Source organism: Mycolicibacter hiberniae, assembly GCF_010729485.1.
Lineage (GTDB): Bacteria > Actinomycetota > Actinomycetes > Mycobacteriales > Mycobacteriaceae > Mycobacterium > Mycobacterium hiberniae.
This window is the reverse complement of sequence record NZ_AP022609.1, coordinates 2,715,742-2,730,432: the sequence shown is the minus strand read 5'-3', so window position 1 is coordinate 2,730,432 and position 14,691 is coordinate 2,715,742. Positions and strand designations below refer to the sequence as shown.

At 69.3% G+C, this 14,691-nt stretch carries 11 protein-coding genes and 2 riboswitches; of the genes, 5 read left to right on the top strand and 6 right to left on the bottom strand.

What is annotated here, in order from left to right:
* Positions 1-9: 9 nt before the first annotated feature.
* A complete protein-coding gene (locus G6N14_RS12885; protein WP_085135142.1) occupies positions 10-1,347 on the bottom strand; it encodes a bifunctional o-acetylhomoserine/o-acetylserine sulfhydrylase in 1,338 nt (445 codons plus the stop codon).
* Between the two features lie 134 nt (positions 1,348-1,481).
* A riboswitch (SAM riboswitch) is annotated at positions 1,482-1,601 on the bottom strand.
* Between the two features lie 145 nt (positions 1,602-1,746).
* Here G6N14_RS12885 and G6N14_RS12880 point away from each other — a divergent pair.
* Positions 1,747-3,981 carry an NADP-dependent isocitrate dehydrogenase gene (locus tag G6N14_RS12880; RefSeq protein ID WP_085135141.1) on the top strand — a complete coding sequence of 745 codons (2,235 nt, stop codon included), beginning with the start codon at positions 1,747-1,749 and terminating at the stop codon, positions 3,979-3,981.
* A 24-nt stretch (positions 3,982-4,005) separates the two neighbouring features.
* Here G6N14_RS12880 and G6N14_RS12875 read toward each other — a convergent pair whose 3' ends face one another.
* On the bottom strand, positions 4,006-5,682 hold the full coding sequence (locus tag G6N14_RS12875) for a glycosyltransferase (RefSeq protein ID WP_234808863.1): 1,677 nt from the start codon (positions 5,680-5,682) through the stop codon (positions 4,006-4,008).
* A 200-nt stretch (positions 5,683-5,882) separates the two neighbouring features.
* Positions 5,883-6,022, top strand: a riboswitch (cobalamin riboswitch).
* Positions 6,023-6,052: 30 nt separating this feature from the next.
* On the opposite strand from G6N14_RS12875, the gene G6N14_RS12870 reads away from it, so the two are divergent.
* Entirely contained in the window at positions 6,053-7,657 is a 1,605-nt protein-coding gene (locus G6N14_RS12870; protein ID WP_085135257.1) for a PPE domain-containing protein, read from the top strand.
* Positions 7,658-7,703: 46 nt separating this feature from the next.
* On the opposite strand, the gene G6N14_RS12865 is transcribed toward G6N14_RS12870, so the two are convergent.
* The 3 genes from G6N14_RS12865 to G6N14_RS12855 are packed head-to-tail and all read right to left on the bottom strand — an operon-like array spanning position 7,704 to position 11,700.
* Entirely contained in the window at positions 7,704-9,479 is a 1,776-nt protein-coding gene (locus G6N14_RS12865) for an ATP-binding cassette domain-containing protein (RefSeq protein ID WP_085135140.1), read from the bottom strand.
* Positions 9,476-10,516, bottom strand: a complete 1,041-nt coding sequence (locus tag G6N14_RS12860) for a FecCD family ABC transporter permease (protein ID WP_085135139.1) — start codon at positions 10,514-10,516, stop codon at positions 9,476-9,478. Before G6N14_RS12860 ends, G6N14_RS12865 begins: the two co-directional genes overlap by 4 nt.
* Positions 10,513-11,700: an ABC transporter substrate-binding protein gene (locus G6N14_RS12855; RefSeq protein ID WP_085135138.1), complete on the bottom strand. Its 1,188-nt coding sequence runs from the start codon at positions 11,698-11,700 to the stop codon at positions 10,513-10,515. The genes G6N14_RS12860 and G6N14_RS12855 overlap by 4 nt, the downstream gene beginning before the upstream one ends.
* 183 nt (positions 11,701-11,883) lie before the next feature.
* On the opposite strand from G6N14_RS12855, the gene G6N14_RS12850 reads away from it, so the two are divergent.
* Positions 11,884-13,344, top strand: a complete 1,461-nt coding sequence (locus tag G6N14_RS12850) for a cobyric acid synthase (protein WP_085135137.1) — start codon at positions 11,884-11,886, stop codon at positions 13,342-13,344.
* A 24-nt stretch (positions 13,345-13,368) separates the two neighbouring features.
* On the opposite strand, the gene G6N14_RS12845 is transcribed toward G6N14_RS12850, so the two are convergent.
* On the bottom strand, positions 13,369-13,815 hold the full coding sequence (locus tag G6N14_RS12845; protein ID WP_085135136.1) for a hypothetical protein: 447 nt from the start codon (positions 13,813-13,815) through the stop codon (positions 13,369-13,371).
* Positions 13,816-13,937: 122 nt separating this feature from the next.
* On the opposite strand from G6N14_RS12845, the gene G6N14_RS12840 reads away from it, so the two are divergent.
* Together G6N14_RS12840 and G6N14_RS12835 are read left to right on the top strand one after the other, a co-directional pair.
* Entirely contained in the window at positions 13,938-14,228 is a 291-nt protein-coding gene (locus G6N14_RS12840; RefSeq protein WP_085135135.1) for an antibiotic biosynthesis monooxygenase family protein, read from the top strand.
* Positions 14,229-14,243: 15 nt separating this feature from the next.
* The gene (locus tag G6N14_RS12835; RefSeq protein WP_179960837.1) at positions 14,244-14,669 is read left to right on the top strand and encodes a nitroreductase family deazaflavin-dependent oxidoreductase; all 426 of its coding nucleotides are present in this window, start codon (positions 14,244-14,246) and stop codon (positions 14,667-14,669) included.
* Positions 14,670-14,691 lie beyond the last annotated feature (22 nt).

Below are 14,691 nucleotides of genomic sequence, written 5' to 3'. Positions count from 1 at the left end.
GGGACCGCCTCAACGGGCCGCCAGCGACGCGCCGTCGAGCTGCGCCGAGGCCGCCGCGAAGCCGAGCTCCAGGTCGGCCAGGATGTCCGCGATGCCCTCGATGCCGACCGCGAGCCGAACCAGGCCCGGGGTAACACCGCTGGCCAGCTGCTCTTCGGCGCTGAGCTGGGCGTGGGTCGTAGACGCCGGGTGGATCACCAGCGAGCGCACATCGCCGATGTTGGCGACGTGGCTGTGCAGCTGCAGTGCGTCGACGAACGCCTTGCCGGCCTCGACGCCGCCCGCGAGCTCGAACGAGAGCACGCCGCCGACGCCCTTGGGTGCCAGCTGCTGGGCCCGCGCATGCCACGGCGAGCTGGGCAGTCCGGCGTAGTTGACGCTCAGCACGTCGTCACGGGCTTCCAGGAACTCCGCGACCTGCTGGGCGTTGGCCACGTGCCGTTCCACCCGCAGGCTCAGCGTCTCCAGTCCCTGGGCGATCAGGAAGGCGTTGAACGGCGAGATCGCCGAGCCCAGGTCGCGCAGCAACTGCACACGGGCCTTGAGTGCGAACGCCGGCGCGCCCAGGTCGGCGAAGACCACCCCGTGGTAACTGGGGTCGGGTGTGGTGAAGCCGGGGTGGCGGCCCTGCGTCCAGTCGAAGTTTCCGCCGTCGACGATCACGCCGCCGATCGCCGCACCGTGCCCGCCCAGATACTTGGTGGCCGAGTGCACCACGATGTCGGCGCCGTGGGCCAGCGGCTGGATCAGATACGGGGTGGCAACGGTGTTGTCGACGATCAGCGGCACTCCGTGCTCGTGCGCCACCGCCGACACCCCCGGGATGTCCAGCACATCGATCTTCGGGTTGGAGATGGTCTCGCCGAAGAACGCCTTGGTGTTCGGCCGCACCGCCGCCCGCCAGGAGTCCAGATCATCCGGGTCCTCGACGAAGGTGGTCTCGATGCCCAGCTTGGTCAGCGAGTAGTGGAAGAGGTTATAGGTGCCACCGTAGAGCCGCGGGCTGGACACGATGTGGTCGCCGGCACCGGCGAGGTTGAGGATCGCGAAGGTCTCCGCGGCCTGCCCGGAGGCCACCAGGAGGGCGGCGACCCCGCCTTCGAGTGCGGCGATGCGCTGCTCGACCACGTCATTGGTCGGGTTCATGATCCGGGTGTAGATGTTGCCCGGAACCTCCAGGCCGAACAGCTTGGCCGCGTGATCGGTGCTGTCGAACGTGTAGGAGGTGGTCTGGTAGATCGGCAGCGCGCGGGCGTTGGTGGCGGCATCGGGAGCCTGCCCGGCGTGGACCTGCTTGGTCTCGAACGACCAGGTCGCAGTAGGGTCAGTGGTGTTGTCGGCGGTCATCGGTTCCTCGGGTGTGTTATCGCTGGACAGAAGAGCAAGTCTGGGCCTGGGATCAGCAACAACAACAACGGCCGAGCGGGCGCAATGAGGCACGCATCAGGTTCCCCTGTCTACTCGGGGGGCCCGTTGTGGCGGACCCGCGCTTGCCGCGTAGCCGACGGTGGCTACTCAACCCGGTCATCACCCGGGGCACCCCACCGCGGTTGGAGGGTTGCCGGCCAGCAAGCCGGGGCTTCGCGCTGGCACTCATGACCGCCACGGATCTTATCGCATCCCCCGGAGCTGTCGCCAGTTACTCACCGGCGGCGTGCGCGCCGAAGAGGTACGCGATACTGGGTGCCGCCGTGTACAACGCGGCACACGATCGTTCGCCACGAACCTGACGCCGGGAGAACAGCCATGTGCGCCGACCAGCCGACCATCTTCTACACGTTGACCGACGAGGCGCCGCTGCTTGCGACCTACTCGTTCCTGCCGATCGTGCAGGCCTTCACCGGCCCCGCGGGCATCGACGTGAAGCCCAGCGACATCTCGCTGGCGGCCCGCATCCTCGCGGAGTTCCCCGACGAGTTGACCGAGGAGCAGCGGGTCCCGGACAACTTGGCCGAACTGGGGCGCCGCACCCTGCTGCCGGACACCACCATCATCAAACTGCCGAATATCAGCGCGTCGGTGCCACAGCTGATCGCCGCGATCAAGGAGCTGCGGGGCAAGGGTTACGCGCTGCCGGACTTCCCCGAAGACCCCAAGACCGACCGTGAACGCGACGTCCGCAACCGCTACGCCAGGTGCCTGGGCAGTGCGGTGAACCCGGTTCTGCGGGAAGGCAACTCCGACCGCCGTGCGCCCAAAGCGGTCAAGGAGTACGCGCGCAAGCACCCGCACAGCATGGGGGAGTGGTCACAGGCGTCGCGCACCCATGTCGCCACCATGCGCCACGGCGACTTCTACCACGGTGAGAAGTCGATGACACTGGACCGTGACCGCGACGTCAAGATGGAACTGAAAACCAAGAGCGGCAAGACAATTGTGCTCAAGGAAAAGGTGTCGCTGCTCGACGGCACGGTCATCGACTCGATGTTCATGAGCGTGCGCGCGCTGCGGGAGTTCTACGAGGAGCAGATGGAGGACGCCCGCAAAACCGGCGTGATGTTCTCCCTGCACGTCAAGGCCACCATGATGAAGATCAGCCACCCCATCGTGTTCGGCCACGCCATCAAGGTGTTCTACAAGGACGCCTTCGCCAAACACCAGCAGCTCTTCGACGACCTGGGTGTCAACGTCAACAACGGTTTGGTCGACCTCTACAACAAGATCGAGACGCTGCCGGCCTCCAAGCGTGAGGAGGTCATCGAAGATCTGCACGCCTGCCACGAGCACCGGCCCGAACTGGCGATGGTCGACTCGGCCAACGGCATCACCAACTTCCATTCGCCCTCGGACGTGATCGTCGACGCCTCGATGCCGGCGATGATCCGGGCCGGCGGCAAGATGTACGGCGCCGACGGGCGGCAGAAGGACACCAAGGCGGTCAACCCCGAGTCGACCTTCGCGCGGATCTACCAGGAGTTGATCAACTTCTGCAAGACCCACGGCCAGTTCGACCCCGCCACCATGGGCACCGTGCCCAACGTCGGTCTGATGGCGCAGAAGGCCGAGGAGTACGGCAGCCACGACAAGACCTTCGAGGTGCCCGAGGACGGTGTCGCCGACATCGTGGACCTCGCCACCGGCGAGGTGCTGCTGAGTCAGAAGGTGGAGGCCGGCGACATCTGGCGGCTGTGCACCGTCACCGACGCCGCCATCCGCGACTGGGTGAAACTGGCCGTTCAGCGGGCGCGGGCCTCGGGCATGACGGCGGTGTTCTGGCTGGACACCGAGCGTCCGCACGAGGCCGAACTGCGCAAGAAGGTCAAGGCCTACCTGGCAGACCACGACACCGAAGGTCTGGAGATCCAGATCATGCCGCAGGTGTGGGCCATGCGTTACACCCTCGAACGGCTGATCCGCGGCCAGGACACCATCGCCGTCACCGGCAACATCCTGCGCGACTACCTCACCGACCTGTTCCCGATCCTGGAGCTGGGCACCAGCGCCAAGATGCTGTCGATCGTTCCGCTGATGGCCGGTGGTGGCATGTACGAGACCGGCGCGGGCGGTTCGGCGCCCAAGCACGTCAAGCAGCTGGTGGAGGAGAACCACCTGCGCTGGGACTCGCTTGGTGAATTCCTCGCCTTGGCGGCCAGTTTCGACGACCTGGGTGCCAAAACCGGAAACTCGGCGGCCAAGATCCTGGGCGTCACCCTGGACGCGGCGATCGGCAAGCTGCTGGACGCCAACAAATCCCCGTCGCGCAAGACCGGCGAGCTCGACAACCGCGGCAGCCAGTTCTACCTGGCCAAGTACTGGGCCGAGGAGCTGGCCGCCCAGACCGAGGACGCCGAACTGGCCGAGCACTTCGCCGCATTGGCGAACGCGCTGGACAAGAACGAGGACGCCATCCTCAACGAGCTGAACGTGGTGCAGGGCAAGCCGGTGGACATCGGCGGGTACTACGCACCCGATCACGCGCTGACCTCGGCGGTGATGCGGCCCAGCCCGACACTCAACGCTGCGATCGACGTCAAGGACTGACGTGGCGGCGGGCGGCCGGTCGGCTCACTGAAGGACGCAGAGGACTTCGTCGAGAGTGGCGGTGCCGCCCACGTGATCCAGTCGCGTGGTGTCGAACATCGCCGGGCCGGTGGCAGCCCTGTCGGTCAGCACGTAGCGGCCCGCATCGGGGCTGCGGCGCACCGTGTCCTCTGGGGCGCAGGTGCCGGTCAGCTTTACCGCGTCGGTGAAGTTGACGCCGACCTGGAACACGTGTGGTTCGGCCTGCAGTGCGCCGGTGAGGCGGGCGATGAGGTTATCCGGAGCGAAGAACCGCCAGCCCGCGTCCAGCCGCAACCAATAGCGACCACCGATCGCGTCGATGGCCGCCGTGCCCGGATCGGCGAACGCCAAAAACGGGTACCGCTGGGCCAGCAGCGCCCGATCTTGCGCTGTCAGCCCGGTGTCGATCGCCACGAAGCGTCCGACGCGTGGCACGTCGAGGCAGCAGTGCAGGAACGAGTTCAGGGTCTGCTCGGTGCCGGCTCGGTCAGGCCCGGTGCGCAGGGTGAGCGTCACCTCAGCGTCGGGCTGCCCGGCAACCAGGTTGTGCACCACCGCTTCGGGATAGTGCGACGCTGCGTCGAGCATGGCAGGAACCGAATAATCGCGGTTGGAAGCGATGCGTTGCCGTTCGTCGTCGGGGACCGCGGTGCGCGCCACCAGGCCCCGGCACAGCATGAAGGCTTCGTCGTGGTTGCCGAGCCACGACGCGCACACCGCGCGCTCGTCGGTCGCGCGGAAGTTGTAGACCCCCGCATCGACCCAAAGGTCGTCGTCGGGCATCGGGATTTCCTCGGCTTGTCTGGCGAACAGGTGACCGAGCTGGTAGCGCCCCGCGGAGCGGTAGGCGAACGCGATGCAATACAGCGGTTCGGCACGGGTCGGCCGAAACTCCCAGGCCCGTAGGTAGGCGGCCTGCACTTCCGGCCACGGTTCGCCGAGTACCTCCATTGCGCCGGCTTTGCGGTACAGCGAGAAGTAGACCTCTTCGTCGTAGCCCCCCATTTGAGCCCGCCGTTCGTACCAGGGGACTGCGGCGGCGTAATCCTCCAGATCGAAGCAGCTCTGCGCCAGATAAAAGACCGACCTCGCGTCCTCGGGATTGCGTTCGACCTCGGCCATGAGGAGATCCCGGTCGCGGGCATACTTCTGTGGATCCAGGTTACGGGCGCCCAGGCGCCGTGATTCGATGGCGAAGTCGCCGTAGAAGCGGGTGGTGACGTGGTCTTCATCGCATTCGACGTACTCGTGGACCACGCCGACGTAGCGCACCGGCAGCCCATCGCGGAACAGCTGCGGGCGCCAGCCCCTGACGGCTTCCTGCCGGATACGGATCTCGTAGATGTCGGCGTCCAGGCCGGTGAAATCGGGTGTGCCCACAATCGTGTCGTCGGCGTCGATCACCAAGATGTAGTCGCAGCGACCCTGCGCCAGGCTCAGTGCCTCGGTGCGGTTGTGCCCGAAGTTACGCCAGGGCCGTTCGTAGAGCTCGCCGGGGATGCCCAGGGCTGCCATGTGCTCGCGGATCACCTGCTGGGTTCCGTCCTGCGAGCCGGTGTCGACGATCACCCACGCGTTGATGTAGGGCGCGGTGGCGCTCAGCACCTCCTCAATGATGTGGGCTTCGTCTCGTACGATCATGTTCAGGCAGATCGTGGGGGTGTTCACCGGGTCGGACACGGTCGGCAGATTACCCGGTGCCCCGGCGGGCCGGGACAGGCCGCAAGCGTCGCCGATCGGGGCCCAACCCCCGACGGCCGCGAACTCCGCACGCACAGCAAGACGCCACCGGCGTGCGAGTCACGATCGATTCGAGCCGATTGATCACACGACGCGGACGGGTGCCCAGGGGCGCGGGGAGTCATGTTTGGCTTTGGCCGGGCCCGTCGGCGTGCGACAATGCACCGGTCAGGCGATGACGAGGTAGGAATCCGGTGCGAATCCGGAGCGGTCCCGCCACTGTGATCGGGGAGTCACTCACCCGAGAGCCAGACCCACTCGTCGTTGCATCCTGCTATTCCGGGCGGGCAACCCGAGAGAGCTGGCCAACGTGACTGCGCCGATTTGGATCGCGTCTCCTCCTGAAGTCCATTCCACCTTGCTGTCGGCAGGTCCCGGTGCGGGTCCACTGTTGGCGTCGGCGTCGGCGTGGAGTGCGTTGAGCGCCGAATACGGCGCTGTCGCCGACGCGTTGACGGTGCTGCTCGCCGAGGTGCAGGCCGGTGCGTGGCAGGGACCGAGCGCCGAGGCGTACGTGGCGGCGAACGTTCCCTACCTGGCGTGGCTGCTGCAGGCCGGTTTCGACAGCGCCGTCAGCGCTGCCGCGCACCAGGCCGCGGCAAGCGCCTACGGTGCCGCGCTGGCCGCCATGCCGACGCTGGCCGAGCTCGCGGCCAACCACGCCACCCACGCGGCGCTGGTGGCCACCAACTTCTTCGGTGTCAACACCATCCCGATCGCGCTCAACGAGGCCGACTACGGCCGGATGTGGCTGCAGGCCGCCACCGTGATGGCCACTTACCAGGCCGTGGCCGGGGCAGCGGTGGCGTCGAGCCCGCAGACCCCCGCCGCGCCGCAGATCACCAAGGCCGGATCCGCCGAGGCCGACCCGTCGCAGCTGCCGCCGGATCGGCAGAACGAGATCATGGAGTGGCTGCAGAACATCGGCTATACGGAGTTCTACAACAACGTGCTCCAGCCGATGATCAATGAGCTGGCCGCCAACCCGTTCCTGCAGTCGATGTTCGGCGGCTTCAATCCGTGGCTGCCCATCCTCGGCAATCCACTGAGCTTTCTGAGTCCCTACAACATCGCGTTCGCGATCGGCTACCCGATGGACATCGGCTCGTTCGCCGCCTATCTGTCGCAGACCTTCGCGTTCATCGCCGCCGATATCGCCGCGGCCTTCGCCTCGGGAAATCCCACCACCATCGCCATGACCCTGCTGTTCACCGCCGTCGAGGCGGTCGGCACCATCATCACCGATGTGATCGCCCTGCTCAAGACGCTGCTGGAGCAGGCGGTGGTGCTGATCCCGGTGATGCTGCCGATGCTGACCACCATGCTCGCGCCGCTGGCCGCGGCACCGTTGGCCGGGCTGGCCGGGCTGTCCGGCCTGGCGGCTGTGCCCGGCGTTGCGGTCCCCGTGGCGCCGCCCGCGCCGCCGTTCGCCGGTCTCACGGTGGCCCCGACCCCGCCGGCTTCCGCACCGGTGTCCGCGCCCGCGCCCGCGTCGGCCCCTGCTCCGGTCCCGCCGGCGCCCCCGCCGCCCGGGCCGCCGCCGGCCCCGCCGTTATCCCCGGTGGACGGCCTGTCCGCGATGTACCTGGTGGCCGGTCTGCGCCAGCAGGCCAGCCGGGGGGCCGGCACCAGCGCGCGGCGGCGCCGAGCCCCGGAGCCCGACACCGGCGAGGTTGCGGCCCCCGCCGCTGCGGCGGAGGTGCCGGCCAAAGCGCGCCGGCGCCGGCGCGCGAAGCTCGACATGCTCGGCCGCGGATACGAATACATGGATCTGGAGGATTCCGAGGACGACGCTTCGCCGGGCCCGGTACCGGGCGGGTTGACCGCATTGACCGGTAATGCCTTGAGCGGCGGCGTGATCACCCCGATGACCCCCGGAACCTGGATGAAGGAGCAGCAGACGCAGGCACCCTGAGGCGCTCGTCGTGGGGCGCTGCCGATGGGTGTTGTGGCTGACTGCCTCAGCGTTGCGGACGAGTCGCCGGGCGGTGGCTCAGCGCGCAGTCGTGACACAGGCCGCCACCGGGCGTGCGGTAGAACAAGCAGCAGCCGGTGCGCCGGTAGCCGGTTCCGGGGCCGTCGAAACGCAGTGTCCCGGCAAGACGTTCGTCGTCGACCAGGTGCCGCGCCAGCTTCCAGCCCAGCTGGTCGGTCAGATTGCCGCCGTGGTGCCGGTGCAGGGCGTGCGCGGCGCTCAGCGCCGCGGCGGCGGCGTTGCCGAGCAGGAGCCGCTCGGAGATCGGGCCGAGCCGGCGCACCGCGGCTGCCAGCGGTTGCAGGTGCCCCGACAGGATCTGCTCACCCAGCAGCGCCCACAGCGGGCCGGCGGCCTCCGCGGAGCTTTGCCAAGCCAACGGCGCCGGCAGGTGCAGTCCGATGGTGCCGCCGCATTCGGCGTACCGGAGTCGGCCGGGATCAAGGTCGACCAGCAGCGCGTGTTCGGCTACGGCGCCCAGCCCGATGGACCACAACCGGGCGGCGTACCCAAGGTAGAAGGTGGACGCTGCCACCCGAAATTCCGACGCCCCGATGCGTTCCCGCACCCGGGCGATCACGCCGGAAAGCAGCTCCGGGTCGGTATAGAGCTCCGCCACCGGCCGCCAGTCCGCCGCCGCGCCGGCGGGCGAAAGCGTGAAATATGTTCCGAAGGAGGCCAATTCAGCCAGGGCCGCGACGGTGCGATCCGGCGGTGCGCAGCGGTGGGCAGCCGTGGGCAGGGTACGCAGCAGCTGCGCCAGGTCCGGCAGTGCGGCGTCGCGATTTCCGTTGGCGGTGCGCACCGTGATGGCGCGGGATTCGGTTGCCGTGAGCACGATCTCAGCGGGGTCGTCGGGGTTGCCCGGGGGGCCGTAGCCCTCCCGGGCCAGCACCCGGTGCAGGGCCGAACGCAGTGGTTCGGCGGCGTCGACTCGCGCGGTGCGCACGCGGCGGTCGCCGGCACGGGTATCGAGCTCGAACATCCCGCTGCCCGGGTCGAAACGCAACGTGTCGTTGCCGAACATCTCCCCGATGCGCCCGGACAACATCAGCTCCTCGCCGACGGTGTCCACGCAGGTGCCCGCCGGATCCATCAGCCACACCCGGTCGGCCACCCGCAGCGCCAACTCCAGGTCGTGGGTGCTGAGCACCACCGCCATCCGCTGCTCGCGGGCCAGCTCACGCAGCAGGCCGAACAGTGCGGCCCGCGACGACACATCCAGAAATGCGGTCGGCTCGTCGAGGATCAGCAGACCTGGCTGTTGGGCGAGCGCCCGTGCGGTCAGGACGCGCTGGCATTCGCCGTCGGACAGTTCGGCGGCCGGTCGTGCCGCCAGATGCTGCGCGCCGGTCGCCGCCAGCGCCCAGTCGACGATCTCCTCGTCGGCCGGGCGCAGCCGGGCGCCCAGGCCCAGATGCGGAATGCGGCCGAGTCCGACCAGTTCCCGCGCCGCCAACAGACCGGGATCAACCCGCCCGGTCAGCACCACCGCCACCCGGCGGGCCAGCTCGTCGCGGGGCAGCGCGGTCAGCTCGGCGCCGTCCAGCAGGACACGTCCGCCCAGGGCCGGCTGCAAACCCGCCAGCGTGCGGATCAGGGTGGACTTTCCCGCGCCGTTGGGTCCGATCAGCACGGTCAGCTCACCGCGGCGCGCGCGTGCGGTCAGCCCGGCCGCCACCGTCACCGATCGGCGCCGCCGGCGGTAACCGATCGCCAGGCCGTCGAGCTCGACGGCCGGTGCGGCACCCGGGCCCGTCATGCCGGCAACCCCGCTCCGCGGCGGGCCCGCAACAGCACCGCGATCACCAACGGTGCTCCGATCAGCGCGGTGACCGCGTTGATCGGGATCACCACGTCGCTGCCCGGCACCTGACTGACGATGCCGCAGGCCAGCGCGGCCGCAGCGCCCAGCAGGGTCACCGCCGGCACCACCACCCGGTGGTCGGAGGTGCCCATCACGATCCGGGCGACGTGCGGCACCACCAGCCCGAGGAACGCGACCGGCCCGCAGAATGCGGTGGTCACCCCCGCCAGCAGCGACGCCGAGGCCACCGTCACCACCCGGACCCGCCGGACATCGATGCCCATGGTCGCCGCGTAACTCTCGCCGAGCAGCAGGGCATTGAGCGGCCGGACCGTCAGTGCCGCGGTCACCAGCCCGACGGCCACCAGCGGCAGCAGCAGCCGCAGGTCGGACCAGCTTGTTGCGGCGAAGCTGCCCAGGCCCCACAGCAGGTACTGCTGCACCCGCTGCGGATCGGAGTACACCAGCGCCAGACTCACCAGCGCGGTACTGGCCGCGCCGACCATCACGCCGATCAGCAGCAGCGTCGCCGCCGAGCTGGTCCACCGCGACAGCACCAGTACCAGGGTGAGCATCGCCGCGGCCCCCAGCGCTGCGGCCAGCACCTGCGCCGCACGACCGGCACCGGCCAGGGCTGTGGTGAATCCACCGCCGGCCGCGCCGGCGGCCAGCACCACCAGCGCGACTCCCAGGCTGGCTCCCGAGCTCACGCCGAGGATGTAGGGATCGGCCAGGGTGTTGCGGAACAGGGTTTGCAGCTGCAGGCCGGCGACCCCGAGTGCGGAACCGGCGGCCAGCGCCGTGAGCACCCGCGGCAACCGCATGTTGCCCACGATCACCTGCCAGCGCGGATCGGAGGGCTGCGCACCCACCAGCACCCGGACGGTGTCAGGCAGCGGCACCCGCACCGGGCCCAGTGCCAGGCCCAGCAGGGCCAGCAGTACCACTGCGGCGGCGAGAGCGGCCAGCACCACCGCGACGCGCGGCCTCACGGCTGCACCCGTCGGTAGAACTCGAAGTCGTGATGCCCGGCGAGGCCGGGGTGCAGGATCGCAATCAGGTCACCGAGCAGCAGATCCGGCCGGGCGGCGCCCCGTTCCCAGTAGGTGTTGCCGCCCCCGGGGGACACCGCCTTGGTTGCCGACCACACCTGACCGGTTCGCAACGCGCTGAGTTCGCCGTATCTGCTGTCGAGGGCCACCGCGTCCGCGAGGGTCCGCCAGTCGTCGGTGACCAGCCACAGCGGCGCGGTCCCCGCCCGGGCGTAGACCGACTCGAAGTTCAGTTGGCGGCTCTGGGCGCCGGTGTCGGACAACCACGGGTAGGACCCGCCCGCGTCGGCGATCAGACGCCCCGCATAGCTGTCGCCGGTCGGCATCGACCAGCTGCCCGAGTACATGGTGCCGACCAGGACCTCGACGGGTTCGACGGCTGCCGCCCGCGCCGCCCAGGAACGGTAGCCGTCACGGATGGACTCGTAGACCTGTCCCGCCTGACGTTCGGTCCCGGTCAGCGCGGCGAACATCTTGATCCACTCGGCCCGGCCCAGCGGGGTGGGTTCCAGCCATTCGGCGTCGGCGACCACCGGGATACCGGCCGCACGCAGCGTGGCGTAGCCGGGATCGTCGATGCCCCCTGTGACCACCAGGTCCGGGGCGGCGCCGATCACGCTTTCGGTGTTGATCTGCCCGCCGGGGGCATAGCCGGCGACCTCGCCGGCCGCGATGCGAGCGCGCAGCTGCGGGTCGGCCACCGCGGCCGGGCTCGCCACCCCGGTGACCACGGCGGTTTGGCCGAGTTCGGCGATCATCGCCAGATGTGTCGTCGAGCCGGAATACAGGCTGCGCACCGGAACGGTGATCTGCGGCGCGTGCGCCAGCGCACCGGACAGGTCCGGGGCGGGCGCTCCGCAGCGCACCAGGACGTAGCGTTGCGGCTTGCCGCCGGGATAGGGCTGCGTGACGGTCAGGATCTGGTAGCTGCGGTGGTACTCGATGGCCACGTTGGTGGCCTCGGCCAGCGTCGACTTGTCCGGGAAGTAGTCGACGGCCGGATCGAAGTCGGTGATGCAGCCCGGGCCGGATCGCGGCGGGCGGGAGGCGGGCTCGGCACAGCCGGCCAAGACGGCGGCCAGCGCCACCAGTAGTGCAGGAACTACCCGCAGCGCACGGGACATGAGCGCAAAATCAGTTTCCTCGTCATCGCCTTACCGCGACATTCTCGCATGCCGTCCGGGGGCGAACGGGCGCCAGACCGCACGGCATGGGCGGGACGCGGCCGGCCCGCACCCCGGCCCCGTGCCGAGCGCGTCGTTGCGGCAGGCTTAGCGCGACGGCGACGGCGACCGGGAGGACAGCTGATGGGGGCAATCCTGATCGCCGGAACCACCAGCGACGCCGGTAAGACCGTGGTTGCCACCGGGATCTGCCGCGCCCTGGCCCGCCGCGGGATGCGGGTGGCTCCGTACAAGGCGCAGAACATGTCCAACAACTCCATGGTGTGCCTCGACGCGGCCGGGGTGGCAGCCGAAATTGGTCGAGCGCAATGGATTCAGGCCCGTGCCGCGCGGGCCGAACCGGAGCCGGCGATGAACCCGGTGCTGCTCAAACCGGGCAGTGACCAGCAGAGCCACGTGGTGCTGATGGGCCGGCCATGGGGAACGTTGTCGTCGTCGAATTGGCTGCACGGGCGGGCGGCGCTGGCGACGGCGGCGCACCGGGCCTACGACGACCTCGCGGGGCGTTACGACGTGATCGTCGCCGAGGGGGCGGGCAGTCCGGCCGAGATCAACCTGCGCGCTGGGGATTTCGTGAACATGGGCTTGGCGCGGCACGCGGGCCTGCCGGTGGTGGTCGTCGGCGACATAGACCGTGGCGGGGTGTTCGCGGCGTTCTTCGGCACCGTCGCCCTGCTCTCGCCGGAGGATCAGGCATTGGTCGCGGGATTCATCGTCAACAAGTTCCGCGGGCGCCGGCAACTGCTCGAACCCGGCTTGGCGGACCTGGAGCGCCTCACCGGCCGGCGGGTGTTCGGCACCCTGCCATGGCACCCGGAGCTGTGGCTGGACTCCGAGGACGCTCTCGACCTGGACGGCCGGCGCTCGGTGCGTCCCGGGGCGCGGCGCGTGGTGGTGATCCGGCTGCCGCGGATCAGCAATTTCACCGACCTGGACGCACTCGGCTTAGAACCCGACCTGGATGTGGTGTTCGCGGCCGACCCGCGGGGGGTGTCCGATGCCGATCTGGTGGTGTTGCCCGGAACCCGCGCGACCATCAGCGACCTGGCCTGGCTGCGTTCCCGGGGGATCGATGCCGCGATCGCCGCACACGCCGCCGCGGGCCGGCCGGTGCTCGGGATCTGCGGTGGCTTTCAGATGCTGGGCCGCACGATTCGCGATCCCGAGGGGATCGAGGGCCCACCCGGCGAAGTGGCCGGGCTGGGCCTGCTGGACGTCGAGACCTGCTTCGCCGCCCAGAAGGTGCTGCGGCTGTCCGAGGGCGGATACGAGATTCATCACGGCCGGATCGACCCGGGCCCGACCGCCGGGGCCGACGAGGCGTTTGCCGGCGGTGTGCGCGCCGGCGCCGTTTTCGGCACCATGCGGCACGGGTGCCTGGAGGTCGACGCCATGCGTGCGGCGTTTCTGGCCGACAGTCTCGGGCTGGCACCCTCCGGGGTGTCCTTCCCGGTGGCCCGGGAACGCCGACTCGACCTGCTCGCCGACCTGCTCGAGGAGCATGTGGACGTCGATGTGCTGCTGGATCTGGCGCGCGGCGGGCCGGATCGGGGCGTGCCCTTTCTGGCGCCGGGCGCGCCGTGAGGCCGCGTGACGCCGGGCCCGGCGCTAAGCGGCGATGGTGGCGAGTTGCAGCGCGGCACCCGCGGTCAACAGTGCGCCGACTTTGACCACCTCCAGGCCGGCGTAGGCATAGTGCGCCGACGAACGCTCGAGCATGCCGCCGGCCGGGGCGTTCTGTGCCGCCAGCACCGCGTCCGAGCGTCGGCGCAGCCGCGGCCGGACCACCAGCGTCTGCACGGTCAGCACCGCCACCGCGAGGCCGACCCCCGCCAACGCCGCCGTCCCGGGCGCATCGGTGGCGACCGCAGCCACCACCACGGTCGCCAGCACGATCTCCACCGCGTTGAGCGCCCGGAACACCAACCGGCCGATTCCCAGCCCGAGGGGGACGGTGATGCCCGGCGCCCGGAATTTCAGCGGCGCCTCCAGGAAAGAGATCGCCAGCACCATGCCCAGCCAGCCGAAGACCACTGCCGCCGCGAGAGCGCTCATACCGCCACCTCCAGAAGTGTCTGTGTCTGCTAGTAGCAGGTAACCTACCGGCGTCGCCGGGCGCTGGAAAAGGGTCTTTGGGTGGTAATCCCGGCCACCGGCCATCAGGCAGACTGGCAGCCGTGATTGTGGAACACGCGGTATTGCCCATCCGGCCGGGCAGCGAAGCCGAATTCGAGGCGGCATTCGCCCAGGCGCGGCCGTTGATCTCCTGCCAGCCCGGATTCCTGGGCATTTCGATGTCCCGGTCGGTGGAGTCGCCGAACCTGTATCTGATGCTGGTGACATGGGAGAACGTCGAGGCGCACACCGAGGGCTTCCGGAAGTCGCCGGAATTCGAGCGGTGGCGCGCGTTGTTGCACGGGTTCTACGAATCGCCGCCGGTGATCGAGCACTTCGTGGGTATCGAATGAAGGGGATGGCCGCCCGTGGACGCCGAACGCATCCTGGAGTTCAACGCACGTAACATCGCCGAATTCCGCAGCAGCGGCGGAAAGCTGGGCGGACCGTTCGAAGGGGCCCCGGTCCTGCTGCTCACCGCCACCGGGGCCAAGTCGGGACAGCCGCGCACCAGCCCGATGATGTACCTGCCCGAGGGCGACCGGATCATCGTGTTCGCCTCCAACGAGGGCAAAGACCACCACCCGAGCTGGTATCACAACCTGCGGGCGAACCGCTTGGCGACGGTCGAGCTGGGCACCGAGACCTTTCCCGTCGTCGCCACCGAGATCACCGGAGCAGAACACGACCGGCTCTACGCGATCCAGGCCGAGCGCTACCCCGGCTTCGCGACCTATCGCGAACGCACCGAGCGGATCATCCCGGTGATCGAGCTGACCAGAACCGAGGCGTGAGCGGGCCCGTCACACCCGTGGT